14 protein-coding genes are annotated in these 16,410 nt (G+C 71.9%); all 14 read right to left on the reverse strand.

The genetic code is table 11. From position 1 onward, the window contains the following. Positions 1–5: 5 nt before the first annotated feature. The gene (locus tag OG294_RS07845; protein ID WP_327065699.1) at positions 6–836 is read right to left on the reverse strand and encodes a shikimate dehydrogenase; all 831 of its coding nucleotides are present in this window, start codon (positions 834–836) and stop codon (positions 6–8) included. 61 nt (positions 837–897) lie between these two features. Continuing rightward, positions 898–2,844, reverse strand: a complete 1,947-nt coding sequence (gene mltG / locus OG294_RS07850; protein ID WP_327065700.1) for an endolytic transglycosylase MltG — start codon at positions 2,842–2,844, stop codon at positions 898–900. Between the two features lie 191 nt (positions 2,845–3,035). After that, entirely contained in the window at positions 3,036–4,259 is a 1,224-nt protein-coding gene (gene mltG / locus OG294_RS07855; RefSeq protein WP_327065701.1) for an endolytic transglycosylase MltG, read from the reverse strand. A gap of 93 nt (positions 4,260–4,352) precedes the next feature. Next, entirely contained in the window at positions 4,353–4,841 is a 489-nt protein-coding gene (gene ruvX / locus OG294_RS07860; protein WP_327065702.1) for a Holliday junction resolvase RuvX, read from the reverse strand. Beyond that, positions 4,841–7,510: an alanine--tRNA ligase gene (gene alaS, locus OG294_RS07865; protein WP_327065703.1), complete on the reverse strand. Its 2,670-nt coding sequence runs from the start codon at positions 7,508–7,510 to the stop codon at positions 4,841–4,843. The genes ruvX and alaS overlap by 1 nt, the downstream gene beginning before the upstream one ends. Positions 7,511–7,525: 15 nt before the next feature. Beyond that, complete coding sequence (locus tag OG294_RS07870) at positions 7,526–7,912, reverse strand: DUF6167 family protein (protein WP_327065704.1); 387 nt, start codon at positions 7,910–7,912, stop codon at positions 7,526–7,528. A 6-nt stretch (positions 7,913–7,918) separates the two neighbouring features. Beyond that, positions 7,919–8,395, reverse strand: coding sequence for a DUF948 domain-containing protein (locus OG294_RS07875; RefSeq protein ID WP_327065705.1), 477 nt, complete (start codon positions 8,393–8,395; stop codon positions 7,919–7,921). A 187-nt stretch (positions 8,396–8,582) separates the two neighbouring features. After that, a complete protein-coding gene (gene rpsD, locus OG294_RS07880; protein WP_327065706.1) occupies positions 8,583–9,197 on the reverse strand; it encodes a 30S ribosomal protein S4 in 615 nt (204 codons plus the stop codon). A gap of 340 nt (positions 9,198–9,537) precedes the next feature. Next, positions 9,538–10,908 (reverse strand): replication-associated recombination protein A, encoded by a 1,371-nt coding sequence (locus tag OG294_RS07885; RefSeq protein ID WP_327065707.1) that lies wholly within the window; start codon positions 10,906–10,908, stop codon positions 9,538–9,540. A gap of 31 nt (positions 10,909–10,939) precedes the next feature. Further along, positions 10,940–11,806: a polyphosphate kinase 2 gene (gene ppk2, locus OG294_RS07890; protein WP_327065708.1), complete on the reverse strand. Its 867-nt coding sequence runs from the start codon at positions 11,804–11,806 to the stop codon at positions 10,940–10,942. A 73-nt stretch (positions 11,807–11,879) separates the two neighbouring features. Then, complete coding sequence (locus OG294_RS07895) at positions 11,880–12,398, reverse strand: GNAT family N-acetyltransferase (RefSeq protein WP_327065709.1); 519 nt, start codon at positions 12,396–12,398, stop codon at positions 11,880–11,882. Between the two features lie 73 nt (positions 12,399–12,471). Beyond that, positions 12,472–14,244 (reverse strand): aspartate--tRNA ligase, encoded by a 1,773-nt coding sequence (gene aspS / locus OG294_RS07900; protein ID WP_327065710.1) that lies wholly within the window; start codon positions 14,242–14,244, stop codon positions 12,472–12,474. Next, a complete protein-coding gene (gene hisS, locus OG294_RS07905) occupies positions 14,241–15,503 on the reverse strand; it encodes a histidine--tRNA ligase (RefSeq protein WP_327065711.1) in 1,263 nt (420 codons plus the stop codon). The genes aspS and hisS overlap by 4 nt, the downstream gene beginning before the upstream one ends. An 11-nt stretch (positions 15,504–15,514) precedes the next feature. Continuing rightward, the gene (locus OG294_RS07910) at positions 15,515–16,237 is read right to left on the reverse strand and encodes an MBL fold metallo-hydrolase (RefSeq protein ID WP_327065712.1); all 723 of its coding nucleotides are present in this window, start codon (positions 16,235–16,237) and stop codon (positions 15,515–15,517) included. Positions 16,238–16,410: the final 173 nt, after the last annotated feature.

Consider the following 16,410-nt stretch of genomic DNA (forward strand, 5'->3'; position numbering starts at 1 on the left):
GGGCCCTAACGCCCGGCCAGCGCCGCCTCGCCCGCCGCCCGCATCGCCGCCAGCGGCCCCGGGGTGATCCCGGTGAACCGCTCGCACTGCAGCACCGCCTGATGGACCAGCAGGTCGAGACCGCCGAGCACGGTGGCACCGCGCTCGGCGCAGGCGGCGGCGAGCGCGGTCGGCCAGGGGTGGTAGAGCACGTCGAACAGGGCGCCCGGGGTGGCGGTGAGCCCGTCCGCGAAGGCGTCGGTGGCGCCCACCGGGGTGGTGGAGACGGTCAGCGGGCCGGCCAGCGCCTCGGCGCCGCGCGCCCAGTCGGCGGTGCGCACCGCCACCCCCAGCCGCTCCCCCAGCTCCCGCATCTGCCGCGCCCGCTCCGGGCTGCGCAGGTAGACGGTCACCTGCTCGGCGCCGAGCCGGGCCAGCGCGGCCAGCGCGGAGGAGGCGGTGGCACCGGCGCCCAGCACCGCCGCCGCGGGCACCTGCTCGATGCCGCGCTCGCGCAGCGCCGCGACCAGGCCCGGCACGTCGGTGTTGTCACCGGTGCGCCGGCCGTCGGCCTCGAGGACCAGGGTGTTCACCGCGTCCACCGCAAGGGCGGTCTCGCTCACCTCGTCCAGCAGCCCGATCACCGCCCGCTTCAGCGGCATGGTCAGCGAGAAGCCGGCCCAGCCGCCCGGTTCGAGGCCGGCCAGGAAACCCGGCAGCCCGGCCTCGTCCAGTTCGAAGCGGCCGTACTCCCAGTCGTCCAGCCCCAGCGCCCGGTAGGCGGCGTTGTGCAGCACCGGGGAGAGCGAGTGCGCGATGGGCGAGCCGAGCACGGCCGCGCGGTGGTGGATGGTCACGAGCCTGGTCACCTTTCCTGCCGGACAGAGCCGGACCAACCTACCGGCCGCCGCGCGCCCGCTACTTGCAGGTGGTGTCGCTGGCGTCGAAGGCCTGTCCGTGCGCGGTGCAGTACTGCTTCACGCCCGCCGAGAAGTCTCCCCTGTTGTTGTAGAACACCGTGTTCGTCGGGGTCATCGCGAGGAAGTACGTCCAGTCGCCCGGCGTCGGGTTGAGCACCGCCTTGATCGCGTCCTCGCCCGGGTTTGAGATCGGGGTCGGCGGCAGGCCCGGGTTGATGTAGCTGTTGTACTTGTTCGACCCGTCGTGGATCTGCGCATAGGTCAGGGTCTTGGTGCCCAGCGCGTACTGCAGCGTGGTGTCCATGCCGAGCGCGTGGTGCATGTCGTTGGACGCGAGCCGGTTGCTGATGACCCGGGCCATCTTGCCGAAGTCGGCGACGTTGTTGCCCTCCGCCTGCAGGATGCTCGCCTCGTTGACCACGTCGTAGGCGTTCTTCAGGCCGACGCTCTGGGCCGCCGTGTCCAGGTTGAGCTGGCTGTACTCGGCCAGGGCGTTGCTCACCATCTGCTTGAGCAGGTCCTCCGGCTTCATGCCCTGGGCCACCGAGTACTTGGTCGGCCACAGGAAGCCCTCGGGGTTGTTGTTCGCGTAGGCGGGCAGGCCGAGGTTGGCCGCGTTCGCCTTGGCCGCGTTCGCGGTGGTGCCCGGGGAGAGCTTCAGCTTGGTGTCGATCATCGCGTAGATGTCCGAGGACTTCTTGCCCTCGGGGATGATCAGCGAGTCGCCGCCGGCCTCGCTGACCATCAGCGCCACCGCCGCGTCGCCTGACATCTGCAGCTGCATCGAGTAGTAGCCGGGCTGGATGGTCTTGTTCGCCTTGGTGTAGGCGTTGTTGAAGGCGCCCACGCTCTTGACCACGCCGGCCTTCTGCAGCACCTGCCCCATGTCGCCGGCCGAGGCACCGTCCTGGATCTGGATCTGGACCTTGCCGGTGCCGGCGCCCGTGAAGTCCGGCGGCGGGCCGAAGGTGCTCTGGTAGAAGCCGTAGCCCCACCACCCGGCGCCGCCCAGGCCGCCGAGCAGCACCAGGGCCACCAGCAGGCAGGCGCCGCCGTTGCGGCGTCCGGACTTCTTGCCCTTGGCCTTGCGCTCGGCCTCGGCCTCCTGGCTGAGGTCCTGCGGGCCGAGGAAGCCCTCGTGCCCCTCCTCGGCGAAGTCGTCCTCGGTGTGCTCGCCGTCCTCGGGGTACTCCTCGTACTCCTCGTCGGCGTACTCGCCCTCGGTGCCCTCGCCCTCGGCGCTCTCCTCGCCCTCGGCGGCCTGCCGGGCCGCGGCACCCGGGTGCGCGCCGGCCTCCAGCGCGGCGGCCTCGGCCTCCCAGTCGATGCCGTCCGGCCCCGGCCCCGCGGGCCGCGGGGCCTGCCGCGGCGCGGTCCGCTGGGGCTGGGGCTGGGCCTGCGGCTGGGGCTGGGCGACCTGCTGGGGGACGGCCTGTTGCTGGGGCGGCTGCTGCTGGGGCGGCTGCTGCTGGAAGCCCTGCTGCTGACCGGCGAACTGCTGCTGCTGGGGGAACTGCCCGGTGTCGAACGGCCCGGTCGCGAACTGACCGGTGTCGAACTGCTGCGAGACGTACTGCTGCGGCACCTGCTGGTAGCCGCCGTCCTGCTGCGGGTGGCCCTGCTGCTGGTACTCGGCCTGCTGCGGGTAGCCGGTCTGCTGGACGTAGCCACCCTGCTGCGGGTAGCCCTGCTGCTGCGGGTACTGCTGCTGGAAGGCCTGCTGCTGCCACTGCTGCTGGGAGTACGGGTCCTGCGGCACGTAGGCCTGCTGCTGCCCGTACTGCTCCTGGCCCTGGACCTGGTACTGGTGGTTCTGCTGCCCGTACGGATCCTGCGGGAGGTACTCCGACTCACCGGCAGTGGCGGCCTGCGCCGGCTGCTCACCGTAGCCGGGCTCGGTGGCGTGCCACGGCTGGGAGCCGTAGCCCCGACCCAGATCAGTCATGAAATCCCTTAGGCCGACGGAGACGGACGGTTGATCGGACCGGCCGTCCGGGACGGCGTCCCGGCAGTACCTCGAACCGGCGTGCTAGCGCGACGGCTGAGGGGAGACGTTACCGTACCGCACGGTACTCCCTGTTCCCTCATCGCCGCGTCAGGCCCCGACCGCGCCTCAGCGCCGCGGCCGACGGCCCGTCAGTGCCCGCTCAGTGGGGGCGGAACGGCACCGCTGGGGCTGGGGGAGGCGGAGTGCCGGGCCTGGTAGGCGTTGAACTCGTCGACGTTCTTGCGCTGCTGCTGCTCACTGTCGGTGAACCTGGTGTCGCCGGGGCGCACTGTGACGAAATAGATCCAGTCCCCCGGCGCCGGGTTCAGCGCGGCCTGGATCGCGTCGTGCCCGGGGTTGTCGATCGGGGTCGGCGGCAGGCCGGGCACCCGGTAAGTGTTGAACGGCGAGTCGAGCTGGGTGTCGCTCACCGTGGTGTGCAGGGTGGTGCGGCCCAGCGCGTAGTTGATGGTGGAGTCCAGTTGGAGCGGCATCGAGCGGGCCAGCCGGTTGTAGATGACCCGGGCCACCTTTGCCATGTCGTCCGGGTTGTCCGACTCGCCCTGCACCAGACTGGCCACCACCAGCGCCTGGTAACCGGTCAGCCCGCTGATCTCGGGGTGGTCGAGGTCGTCGGCGCCGAACTCGTGGCCGGCCCGGGCCACCATCTGCTGGAGCAGGCCGAGCGCCGTGGTGTCGCCGGTCACGCTGTAGGTGGAGGGGTAGAAGAGACCCTCCGGGTTGCCGCCCGCGTAGTCCGGCAGGTTGAGGTCGGCCAGGTGCTGCTCGGCGGTGTGCTGGGCGGTGCCGGGCGGCAGGTTCAGCCGCTGGTCGATGGCGGTGTAGACCTGGCTGGCCCGACGGCCCTCCGGGATGGTCAGCGCATTGGCGTTGGCCGGGTTGCCGAGCACCCCCAGCGCGGCGCCGGCCGACATCCGGCGGCGCAGCGCGTAGGTGCCGGGCTGGATCCTGGCGGTGCTGTTGGCCGCGGCGGAGGTGAACGCCTTGACGCTGGCCACCACCTGGTTCTGCTGCAGGATCTGGCCGATCCGGGTGAGGCTGGCGCCGGTCGGCACCGAGATCTGGATCACGGTCCCGTGGCCGCCTCCCGCGTAGTCGGCCGGGCGGGTCGGCCCCGAGTGGACGAACACGGCCCGCAGGCCCAGCAGCGTGCCGCCGGCCAGCAGCGCGAGCAGCAGCAGGGTGAGCCCGCAGGCCAGACCCGTGCGGTCGGGGTGCTTCGACGGCGGTTCGGCGGGCAGCTCGTCGGCGGGGTCGGCTCCGGTGCACAGGTCGTCGGGAGCCGGGGCCGGCTCGAAGGCCGGGGCCCCGAGATGACCCGGGCTCAGCCCGGGCACCGCGTCCTGGTCCATCGCCTCTGCCCCTTGTGTGCCCTTGCCCGGTCAGCGAGGAGGCCCGCCCGGACGCGTCCGGGCGGGCCCCTGCGCACACATTAGGAAGAGTGATCAGCTGACTGGTGCGACACTCTCACCGGGCGGCCGACCGCTCACTCGTTCAGCCTCCAGGGCACTCTGCAGGATCACCACGGCCGCGGCCTGGTCGATCGCCGACCGGCCCTTCTTGGCCTTCACGCCCGCGGCGCGCATGCCCTGGGCCGCGGTCACCGTGGTCATCCGCTCGTCCACCAGCCGCACCGGCACCGGGGCGAGCAGCGCGGCCAGCCGGCCCGCGTAGCCGCGGACCTTCGCAGCCGCCGGGCCCTCCTTGCCGCTCAGCGAGCGCGGCAGGCCGACCACCACCTCGATGGCGTCGTACTCCTCGACGATGGCCTTGAGCCGCCCCTGGGAACGGCCCCCGGCGGGGACCGTCTCCACGGGCGTGGCGATCAGCCCGTCGGGGTCGCAGGAGGCGACCCCGATCCGGGCGTCACCGACGTCGACGGCGATCCGCCGGCCCCGGCGCCAGGGCTTGGGCTCCTGGAGTTGCGGCTCCATCAGGCGGCGCGCTCCGCGACCAGGGCGCGCACGGCCTCGATGGCCGCGCCGACGGCGGCCGGGTCGGTGCCGCCGCCCTGGGCCACGTCGTCCTTGCCGCCACCGCCGCCGCCGAGGGTCTTGGCGGCGGCGCGCACCAGCTCGCCGGCCTTGACGCCGCGCGAGCGGGCGTCCTCGTTGGTGGCGATCACGGTGAGCGGACGGTCGTTCACCACGGTGAACGCGGCGACCACGGCCGGGCGCGAGCCCAGGCGGCCGCGCACGTCCAGGACCAGCTTGCGCAGCTCGTCCGCGCCGGTGCCGTCGGCGACCCGGGCGGCGACCAGGGCCACTCCCCGGACGTCCTCGGCGCCCTGGGCCAGACCGGCAGCCGCGGCCAGCACCTTCTCGGCGCGGAACTTCTCGATCTCCTTCTCGGCGTCCTTGAGCTTGGTGAGCATCCCGGAGATCTTCTCCGGCAGCTCCTCCGGACGGCCCTTGACCAGTTCGGTCAGCTGGGCCACCACGGTGTGCTCACGGGCCAGGAACTTGTAGGCGTCCACGCCGACCAGCGCCTCGACCCGGCGCACGCCGGAGCCGATCGAGGACTCGCCGAGCAGCTTCACCAGGCCCAGCTGGGCGGTGTTGCCGACGTGCGTACCACCGCACAGCTCCTTGGAGAAGTCGCCGATGGTGACCACGCGCACCGAGTCGCCGTACTTCTCGCCGAACATCGCGATGGCGCCCTGCTTGCGGGCCTCGTCCATCGTCATCACCTCGGCGGTGACGTCGAGTTCGCGGGTCAGCACCTCGTTGATCTTCTGCTCGACGTCGGTCAGCACGGTGCCGGGGACGGCGGCCGGCGAGCCGAAGTCGAAGCGGAAGCGGCCGGGGGCGTTCTCCGAACCGGCCTGGGCGGCCGTGGGGCCGAGCGCGTCGCGCAGCGCCTGGTGGGTCAGGTGGGTGGCGCTGTGGGCGCGGGAGACCGCGCGGCGGCGCTCGATGTCGATGGTGGCGTAGGCCGAGGCCCCGAGCACCACCTCACCGAAGAGCACCCCGCCGGAGTGCACGACCACCCCGGGCACCGGCTGCTGGACGTCGCGGACCTCGACGACGGCACCCGAGTCGAGCCGGATCCGGCCGTGGTCGGCGAGCTGGCCGCCGCCCTCGGCGTAGAAGGGGGTGCGGTCGAGGATGATCTCGACCTCGTCGCCCTCGGTGGCGGCCGGCGCCGGGGCGCCGTTCACCAGCAGGCCGACGACGGTGGCCTCGCCCTCGGTGCTGTTGTAGCCGGTGAAGACGGAGGCGCCGGACCGGTCCGCCACCTCGCGGTAGGCGGCCACGTCCGCGTGGCCCATCTTCTTGGCCTTGGCGTCGGCCTTGGCGCGGTCGCGCTGCTCCTGCATCAGGCGGCGGAAGCCGGCCTCGTCGACGGCCAGACCCTGCTCCTCGGCCATCTCCAGGGTGAGGTCGATCGGGAAGCCGTAGGTGTCGTGCAGCTTGAACGCCTGCTCACCGCTGAGCGCGGCGTGGCCGGCCTGCTTGGTCTCGGTGACCGCGGCGTCCAGCAGCTGGGTGCCGCTGCGCAGGGTCTGCAGGAAGGCGGACTCCTCGGCGACGGCGACGGTGTCGATCCGCTTGCGGTCCGTCTCCAGCACGGGGTACTGCGGGGACATCGCCTCGATAGTGATGTCGACCAGCTCCTTGGCCACCGGGGCGGTGGCACCGAGCAGGCGCATGTTGCGGATCGCGCGGCGCAGGATGCGGCGCAGCACGTAGCCGCGGCCCTCGTTGCCCGGGGTGACGCCGTCGCCGATCAGCATCACGGCGGTGCGGATGTGGTCGGTGACCACGCGCAGCGAGACGTCGGACTTGTGGTCGGCGCCGTAGGTGTGGCCGGTCAGCTCGGCGGCCCGGTCCAGGATCAGGCGGCTGGTGTCGATCTCGAAGAGGTTGTCGACGCCCTGCAGGATCGCGGCCAGGCGCTCCAGGCCGAGACCGGTGTCGATGTTCTTGCTCGGCAGGTCGCCGAGGATCTCGAAACCGTCCTTGCCGTCACCGTGGCCGCGCTCGTACTGCATGAAGACCAGGTTCCAGATCTCCAGGTAGCGCTCGCCGTTGACGGCCGGGCCGCCCTCCTCGCCGTAGGCGGGGCCGCGGTCGTAGTTGATCTCCGAGCAGGGGCCGCACGGTCCCGGCACGCCCATCGACCAGAAGTTGTCCTTCATGCCCAGGCGCTGGATGCGCTCCGAGGGCACACCGATGACGTCCCGCCAGATCTGCTCGGCCTCGTCGTCGTCCTTGTAGACGGTGATCCAGAGCTTCTCCTTCTCCAGGCCGTAGCCGCCGTCCGCGACGGAGGAAGTGAGCAGCTCCCAAGCGAACTTGATGGCCCCTTCCTTGAAGTAGTCGCCGAAGGAGAAGTTGCCGCACATCTGGAAGAACGAGCCGTGCCGGGTGGTCTTGCCGACCTCCTCGATGTCCAGCGTGCGCACGCACTTCTGGACACTGGTGGCACGGGAGAACTGGGGCTTGACCTCGCCCAGGAAGTACGGCTTGAACGGCACCATGCCGGCGTTGACCAGCAGCAGGGTGGGGTCGTCGGCGACCAGGGACGCCGACGGAACGACGGTGTGGCCGCGCTCCTCGAAGAAGCGCAGCCAGCGGCGGCGGATCTCTGCCGACTCCATGAGTGGTCCTTCCGGTTAAGGGTGCTTGTCCCGGCGCTGCTCGAGCTGACGGGGCGTTGACGCGATGACATAGGGGGTGATGACGCGCGACGGGGGCAGGGCGGCGACCTGGCCTGGGCTCGGTGCCGCCTCGATAGCTCGCGCCGCGCGGCGGGCGGGTGGCTCGACCACCGCGGTGCCGTCCAGGCCGAGGTCGGCCCGCAGCTGCTCCTCGCGCTCGGCCATGCCGGCCCGGACCTCCAGGGCGAAGCGCTTGGCCGTGTCGCCCAGGTGCAGCGCGCTGCGGGCGGCGGCGCCCGAGAGGCTGTCAGGGGTGAGCCGGCGGGTGGCCTCGTTGGCCTTGTTCATGGCCCAGACGGCGGCGCCGGCGCCGACCGTCATCCAGAAGATGCGACGTACCACGGTGCATCAGCCCTTCACGGCTCGCCGGACGCGGGAGAGCAGCCCGCCCCTGGGGGCGGTGGCGGCCCGCACCTCGGCACGGATCAGCTGGGCCAGCGCCTCGCGCTCGCTGCTCTGCGCGGGCACGGTCAGCCCGGCCTGCTGGCGGCCGACGGCCTTGCGCACGCCGTAGCTGAACGCCGCCATCTTGACCAGCGGTCCGCCCAGGGTGGCGGCCACGGTGGAGGAGAGCGCGTTGGCGTTGGCGGCGGCGTCCTGCACGTTGGCGGTGATGTCGTCGACCCGCTCCAGCTGCTCCTGGGCGCTGCGCACGGCGGCGCTGGCGTCGGAGAGCAACGGGACGGCCTGCTCGGTGACGGCCGAGACCAGCACGGTGGCCTCGCGCAACACCTTGGACAGGCGGACCAGGACGACGGCGAGCAGGGTGACCAGCACGACCCAGCCCACGGCAACCAGTAGGCCGGCCAGCTCTCCCACGGACACCCGCGTGCTCCCTTCACTCCTCAGAGTGGAACCCTATCGCGCCGCGGACCGTGGTCGGACCGGATAAAGCGCTGGCAGCGCGGGTCGTACCGGGCCGGCCGAGGGGCCGGGCCGGGAACGCGAAAGCCCCCGCGGCCCGAAGGCCGCGGGGGCTCCCGCCCCGGTACCGGGGTACCGGGCTCGCGGGTCAGCGCGAGTAGTACTCGACGACCAGCTGCTCGTCGCAGATCACGGGGACCTCACGACGCTGCGGGGCGCGGTCCAGGCGGAAGGCCAGGGCCTTGAGGTTGACCTCGAGGTACTTCGGGGTCTGGCCCTCACCCGCGTAGCCACCCTCACGGGCGACCTGGAACGGGACCTTCTCCTTGGACTTCTCCTTGACCGTGACGACGTAGCCCGGCTTCATCTGGAACGACGGCTTGTTGACCTTGCCGCCGTTGACCTCGATGTGACCGTGCACGACCATCTGGCGGGCCTGGTAGATGGTCCGGGCGATGCCCGAACGCAGCACCAGCGAGTCGAGACGGGTCTCGAGCTCGGCGACCAGCGCCTCACCGGTCTTGCCCTCGGCCTTCTTCGCGCGGTCGAACGCGCGGGCCATCTGCTTCTCGCTCAGGTCGTACTGGGCGCGCAGACGCTGCTTCTCGAGCAGACGGACCTTGTAGTCCGAGTTCTGCTTGCGGCCACGGCCGTGCTGGCCGGGCGGGTACGGGCGGGCCTCGAAGTACTTGACGGACTTCGGGGTCAGCGGCACGCCAAGGGCACGCGCGATCTTGACCTTGGGACGCTTCTGGTTCGCCATGGAACCAAACCTCTTTCAGTGTGCGAATACGGCTTCACCAGGTGTTGACGGAGGTCGCCTCTCGCGGTCCGGAGAAAAACCACCAGGGGTGGTCAGCCGCTCTCCGAGGCCGGGCACTGACGTGCATGCACACGCGCGGCTGCGTCATCCGGTGAAGGCGACGGGCCGCCCGCGACACCTGTGAAGGTGCGCGACGCTCCTGGCGGCTCCCGCAGGGGAAGCCGCGGGCCGTTGTCCCGCTGGTGCGGCCGGTCAGCCGTACGGCTGCCGGACCCGGAACAAGGCACTTCGGCCGAGTATACCGGCTGATCACCGGGCCGATGACCGCAGGGCCGCCCGCTCACTCACCCGAGGGCTTGGGCCGCTCCCCCTTGAGGCGGGCCCTGGTCCACTCCACGATGTCCGCGTACCGGGCCTCGCCGCCGTGCCGGGTCGGCTGGTAGTAGGCCTTGCCGTGCACCGTGTCCGGCGCGTACTGCTGGGCGGCGATGCCGCCGGGCAGGTCGTGCGGGTACTGGTAGCCCTGCGCGTGGCCCAGCTTGGCGGCGCCGGCGTAGTGGCCGTCGCGCAGGTGCGGCGGAACGGCGCCGGCCAGGCCCTGGCGCACGTCGGCCAGCGCCGCGTCGATGGCCAGGTAGGCGGCGTTGGACTTGGGCGCGAGGGCCAGCGCGATGGCGGCCTGGGAGAGGATGATCCGGGCCTCGGGGAACCCGATCAGCGCCACCGCCTGGGCCGCCGCGACGGCGGTGGGCAGCGCGGTCGGGTCGGCCAGGCCGATGTCCTCGCTGGCGGAGATCATCAGGCGCCGGGCGATGAACCGCGGGTCCTCCCCCGCCTCGATCATCCGGGCCAGGTAGTGCAGGGTGGCGTCCACGTCGCTGCCCCGGATCGACTTGATCAGCGCACTGGCCACGTCGTAGTGCTGGTCGCCGTCCTTGTCGTACCGCACCGCGGCCTGGTTGACGGCGGTCTCGGTGGTGGCCAGGGTGAGCTCCGCCTCGCCCTGCTCCAGCGCGGCCCCGGCCGCCGCCTCCAGCGTGGTCAGCGCCCGCCGGGCGTCGCCGCCGGCCAGGCGCACCAGGTGGTCCTCGGCCTCCTGGCCGAGGACCACGCTGCCGGCCAGGCCGCGCTCGTCGGCCGCCGCGCGGCGCAGCAGAGCGCGGATGTCCTCGTCGGTGAGCGACTGCAGGGTCAGCAGCAGGGAGCGGGAGAGCAGCGGGGAGATCACCGAGAAGTACGGGTTCTCGGTGGTGGCGGCGATCAGGGTGACCCAGCGGTTCTCCACGGCGGGCAGCAGCGAGTCCTGCTGGGCCTTGGAGAAGCGGTGGATCTCGTCCAGGAAGAGCACCGTCTCCTTGCCGCTCATGCCCACCGCGCGGCGCGCGCCCTCGATCACCGCGCGCACCTCCTTGACCCCGGCGGTGATCGCGGACAGCTCGACGAAGCGGCCCTCCACGGCCTGGCTGATCACGTGCGCGAGGGTGGTCTTGCCCGTGCCGGGCGGCCCCCAGAGGATCACCGAGCTGGTCGCCGCCGGCCCGCGCGAGCCGGCCACCAGCCGCCGCAGCGGTGAGCCGTCGGCCAGCAGGTGGCGCTGCCCGGCCACCTCGTCCAGGGTGCGCGGGCGCATCCGCACCGCCAGCGGGGCGCGCCCGGGCTCCTGCGCCTGGCGGTCCTCGGCGGCTGCGGTGAAGAGGTCCGGTTCGTCCACCCCGCCACCCTATGCGAGTGGACCGACAGGCTCAGTCGTGCTTGTGCTTGTGCTTGCGCTTGCGCCGGCCCGTCGGGAGCTTGACCTCGCGCAGCGCGGCGGCGTGGTCCGGGACGTACTTCTGCAGATCGCGCGGGGGACGCTGGTAGCCCTTGGAGGCCGGGCGCGGGGGCAGGGCGACGGGCGGCTTGGTGACGTCGGTGTAGGGGAGCGTGGAGAGCAGGTGGGCGATCATGTTGATCCGGGCCCGGCGCTTGTCGTCGCTCTCCACCACGTTCCACGGCGACTCGGGGATGTCGGTGTAGACGAACATCTCGTCCTTGGCCCGCGAGTAGTCCTCCCACCGGCTGATCGACTCGGTGTCCATCGGGGAGAGCTTCCAGCGCCGCATCGGGTCGTCCAGCCGGGACTGGAACCGGCGCTCCTGCTCGGTGTCGCTGACCGAGAACCAGTACTTGCGCAGCTCGATGCCGGCCTCGATGAGCATCCGCTCGAAGGTCGGGCACTGGTGCAGGAACTGCCAGTACTCCTCGTCGGTGCAGAAGCCCATCACCTTCTCCACCCCGGCCCGGTTGTACCAGCTGCGGTCGAACAGGACGATCTCGCCCTTCGCCGGCAGCTGCTCCACGTAGCGCTGGAAGTACCACTGGCCGCGCTGGCGCTCGGTGGGGGCGGGCAGCGCGGCGATCCGGGCCACGCGCGGGTTGAGGTACTCGGTCACCCGTTTGATGACGCCGCCCTTGCCCGCCGCATCGCGCCCCTCGAAGACCACCACGAGGCGCACCCCCTCGACCCGCACCCACTCCTGCAGCTTCACCAACTCGTTCTGCAGCCTGAGCAGTTCGGCTTCATAGGGCGCCTTGGCAAGACGCGGCTGCCTGGCGGGCTGGTCGGACATGGCGGCGCCTCCCGGGGAGCGGAGCTGACGACCTTTCACATTAGGGCCGCTCGCCGGGCTCCGCAGCTCGGGATCAGCTCCCGACGGCCGCCGCCTCGAACGGCTCGGGGTAGCCGCAGTGCCCGCGCGGGTTGCCGTCGTAGGCCGTCAGCGGCAGCACCTGGAAGACCTCCTCCGGGACCTCGAACGGCCCGGTGACCCCGTGCCGGGCCGCCGGGGTGAACCCGAACCGGCCGTAGTAGGCGGGGTCGCCGAGCACCACGACCAGCCGCTCCCCCGCCTCCTCGGCGAGCTCCAGCGCGGCCCGCACCACCCGCTCGCCGACCCCGCGGCGCTGGCACTCGGGCGCCACCGCGACCGGGGCCAGCGCCAGGCCCTTGCCCCGGCCGACCCTCAGCCGGGTGAGGAGCGCGTGCGCCACCACCAGCCCGCCGCCGTCGACGGCCACCACGGACAGGCCCGGCAGCCAGGCCGGGTCCCGGCGCAGCGCGTCCACCAGGTCGGCCTCCTCGGGGCCGGGGAAGGCTGCCATGTGCACCCGTCTGACGGCGGGCGCGTCCGCGGGCTCCTCGACTCTGGTGCGTACTTTCACGGCCCACCCCTTCGTGGAACGCACTCCGGCCGGTGCGCGAGGTGCACACCGGCCGGAGATGGCTGATCAGATGTCAGGACTCCTGCGGAGCCTCGGACTTCGGCTTGGCGTCGACACCGGCCTCGCGGCGCTGGGCCGGGGTGATCGGGGTCGGCGCCCCGGTCAGCGGGTCGCCACCGGTGGACGTCTTCGGGAAGGCGATGACGTCGCGGATCGTGTCGTAGCCGCCCAGCAGCGTGACGATCCGGTCCAGGCCGAAGGCCACCCCGCCGTGCGGCGGCGGGCCGTAGTTGAAGGCGTCGAGCAGGAAGCCGAACTGCGACTGCGCCTCCTCCTCGGAGAGCCCGATCGCGTCGAAGGCCCGCTTCTGCACGTCCCGCTGGTGGATACGGATCGAACCGCCGCCCAGCTCCGAGCCGTTGAGCACCAGGTCGTAGGCGTTGGACAGGGCGCTGCCCGGGTCGGTGTCGAAGGTCGCCAGCGACTCGGCGGTGGGCGCGGTGAACGGGTGGTGCACCGCGTGCCAGCCCTGGAAGACGCCCTTGTCGTCCTCGATCGGCTCGAACATCGGGAAGTCGACGACCCAGAGGAAGGCCCACTGGGACTCGTCGATCAGCTCGCAGCGGCGGCCGATCTCCAGACGGGCGGCGCCCAGCAGCTCCTGCGAGGCGGTGGCCTTGCCGGCCGCGAAGAAGACCGCGTCGCCGTTCTTGGCGCCGACCGCGTCCGCCAGGCCCGCCAGGTGCTCGGCCGAGAGGTTCTTGGCCACCGGGCCGCGCAGCTCGCCGGTCTCCGCGTCGATGATCACGTAGGCCAGGCCGCGGGCGCCGCGCGCCTTGGCCCAGTCCTGCCAGGCGTCCAGCGCCTTGCGCGGCTGCGAGGCGCCGCCGGGCATCACCACGGCGCCGACGTACGGCGCCTGGAAGACCCGGAACTCGGTGCCCTTGAAGTACTCGGTGAGGTCGGTGAGTTCCTGGCCGAAGCGGACGTCCGGCTTGTCGGAGCCGTAGCGGCTCATGGCGTCCGCGTAGCTCATCCGGGGCAGCGGGTTGGGGATCTCGTACCCGTGCACCTCGCGCCAGACGGCGGCGACCAGCTTCTCGCCGAGGGCCAGGATGTCCTCCTGGTCGACGAACGAGGCCTCGATGTCCAGCTGGGTGAACTCCGGCTGCCGGTCGGCGCGGAAGTCCTCGTCGCGGAAGCAGCGGGCGATCTGGTAGTACCGCTCCATGCCGGCCACCATGAGCAGCTGCTTGAAGAGCTGCGGCGACTGCGGCAGGGCGTACCAGTGACCGGGCTGCAGGCGGACCGGGACCAGGAAGTCGCGGGCACCCTCGGGGGTGGAGCGGGTCAGGTACGGCGTCTCGATGTCGAGGAAGTCGTTCTCCTCCATCACCCGGCGGATGATGTTGTTCACCTTCGAGCGCAGCCGCAGCGCGCGGGCCGGGCCCTCACGGCGCAGGTCCAGGTAGCGGTAGCGCAGCCGGACCTCCTCGTTGACCGTGCCGGGCTCGTACTCGGCGACCTGGAAGGGCAGCGGCGCGGCCTCGGAGAGCACCTCGATCGCGCTGACCACGACCTCGACCGCACCGGTCGGGATGTCCGGGTTCTCGTTGCCCTCGGGGCGGACCCGGACGTCACCGACCACCTTGACGCAGTACTCGGCGCGCAGGCCGTGCACCGACTCCAGGTCGCGGACCACGACCTGCACGGTGCCGGAGGCGTCGCGCAGGTCGATGAAGGCCACCCCGCCGTGGTCGCGGCGGCGAGCGACCCAGCCGGCCAGGGTGACGGTCGCTCCGGCGTGCTCCGCGCGGAGGGTGCCCGCGTCGTGCGTGCGGATCACAGCTGCTTCTCCTTCAGGGTGGTGACGAGTGCTTCGAGTGCGACCGGGTTCTGCTCGCCGGTGGTCATGTCCTTGAGCTGGACGACCCCTTCGGCGAGATCACGGTCACCGGCGACCAGGGCGAAGCGGGCCCCGGAGCGGTCGGCGGACTTCATGGCGTTCTTGATGCCCTTGACGCCGAAGGCGAGGTCGGTGGCCACCCCGGCCCGGCGCAGCTCGGTCACCTTGGCGAAGAGCACGTTCTTGGCCTCCTCGCCGAGGGCCACCGCGTACACCGAGGTGGTGGCGGGCACGTCGAGCTCGACGCCCTCGGCCTCCAGCGCGAGGTAGATCCGGTCCACGCCCAGGCCCCAGCCGACCGAGGGCAGCGCGGGGCCGCCGAGCATCTCGGACAGGCCGTCGTAGCGGCCACCGCCGCCGATCGCGGACTGCGCGCCCAGGCCGTTGTGGACGAACTCGAAGGTGGTGCGGGTGTAGTAGTCCAGCCCGCGGACCAGCTTGGGGTCGTCGACGAAGGCCACGCCGGCCGCGGTCAGCAGCGCGCGGACCTGCTCGTCGTAGGCCTTGCAGTCCTCGCAGAGGAAGTCGCGCAGCAGCGGGGCGCCGGTCAGCTGGGCCTGCACGGCCTCGCGCTTGTCGTCCAGCACCCGCAGCGGGTTGATCTCCGCCCGGTTGCGGGTGTCCTCGTCCAGGTCCAGGCCGCGCAGGAACTCCTGCAGCGCGGCGCGGTAGACCGGGCGGCACTGCTTGTCGCCCAGGCTGTTGAGCAGCAGCCGGTACTCGCGCAGGCCCAGCGAGCGGAACGCGTCGTCGGCCAGGATGATCAGCTCGGCGTCCAGCGCGGGGTCCTCGGCACCCAGCGCCTCGGCGCCGACCTGGGAGAACTGCCGGTAACGGCCCTTCTGCGGCCGCTCGTAGCGGTAGAAGTTGCCCGAGTACCAGACCTTGACCGGCAGGTTGCCGAGCTTGTGCAGGTTGCCCTCGAGCACCGCGCGGACCACCGAGGCGGTGCCCTCGGGACGCAGCGCGAGGTCCTCCTTGCCGCGCTTGGTGAGGGTGAACATCTCCTTGGTGACGATGTCGGTGGACTCACCGACGCCGCGGGAGAAGAGCTTGACGTCCTCGAAGACCGGGGTCTCGATGTAGCCGTAGCCGGCCCGGCGCAGCGGTGCGGCCAGCGCCTGGCGCACGGCCAGGAAGGTCGCGGAGCTGGGCGGCAGCAGGTCGTAGGTGCCCTTGGGGGCGGTGAAGGTGCTCAACTGGTCTTCCGTCACATTCCTCGTCGCACGGCCGCGGGAGCTGCGCCGCCCGCCTGGGGGATCGCCCCCGCTGCTTGCCTGAGGTAGGGGTTGGTGGCGCGCTCGCGGCCGATGGTGGTCTGGGTGCCGTGGCCGGACAGGACCACGGTGGCGTCGTCGAGGGGCAGGCACACCCGGGCCAGCGAGCGCATGATCGCGTCGTGGTCGCCGCCGGGCAGGTCCGTGCGCCCGATGGAGCCGGCGAAGAGCAGGTCGCCCGAGAAGAGAACCGGCGGGATCTCTTCGGTGGCAGGCGTCCGGAACGTCACCGACCCCTTGGTATGGCCGGGCGCGTGGTCGACGGTGAGCTCGAGGCCGGCCAGCTCCAGCACCGAGCCGTCGGTCAGCTCCCGCACGTCGTCCGGCTCGCCGATGGTCAGCTCGCCCAGCAGCTGCGCGCCGAGCGAGCGGCCCAGCGCCTTCTCCGGGTCGGTCAGCATGAACCGGTCGTCGGGGTGGATCCAGGCCGGCACGCCCTTGGCGCCGCAGATCGGCATCACCGAGGCCACGTGGTCGATGTGGCCGTGGGTGAGCACCACCGCGACCGGCTTCAGCCGGTGCTCGCGGATCATCGCCTCGACACCCTCGGTGGCGTCCATCCCCGGGTCGACGATCACGCACTCCTCGCCGGCGGCCGGCGCCACGAGGTAGCAGTTGGTGCCCCACGCTCCGGCGGGAAATCCGGCGATGAACACGGCAGTCCTTCTCAGGCGGGGGTCGGCGGGATCGTTCGGGTGGCTCTGCAGGTCGGGCGGAAGAGTCTCCCGGTGCAGCCTACCGGCGGTAAGGGGTCGGTAGCGAACCAGATCCCCCTCGGCGGGCCGCCCTGCTACGTCCATCGGGCCACTTGACCGCGTGCTTACAGACA

The sequence above is a fragment of the Kitasatospora sp. NBC_01302 genome, from assembly GCF_035976515.1.
GTDB lineage: Bacteria > Actinomycetota > Actinomycetes > Streptomycetales > Streptomycetaceae > Kitasatospora.

Coding starts and splice junctions, on each gene's coding strand:
- mltG (WP_327065701.1), bottom strand. CDS start 4,259: ATGGACCAGGACGCGGTGCCCGGGCTGAGCCCGGGTCATCTCGGGGCC.
- ppk2 (WP_327065708.1), bottom strand. CDS start 11,806: ATGTCCGACCAGCCCGCCAGGCAGCCGCGTCTTGCCAAGGCGCCCTAT.
- ruvX (WP_327065702.1), bottom strand. CDS start 4,841: ATGGAGCCGCAACTCCAGGAGCCCAAGCCCTGGCGCCGGGGCCGGCGG.
- alaS (WP_327065703.1), bottom strand. CDS start 7,510: ATGGAGTCGGCAGAGATCCGCCGCCGCTGGCTGCGCTTCTTCGAGGAG.
- rpsD (WP_327065706.1), bottom strand. CDS start 9,197: ATGGCGAACCAGAAGCGTCCCAAGGTCAAGATCGCGCGTGCCCTTGGC.
- mltG (WP_327065700.1), bottom strand. CDS start 2,844: ATGACTGATCTGGGTCGGGGCTACGGCTCCCAGCCGTGGCACGCCACC.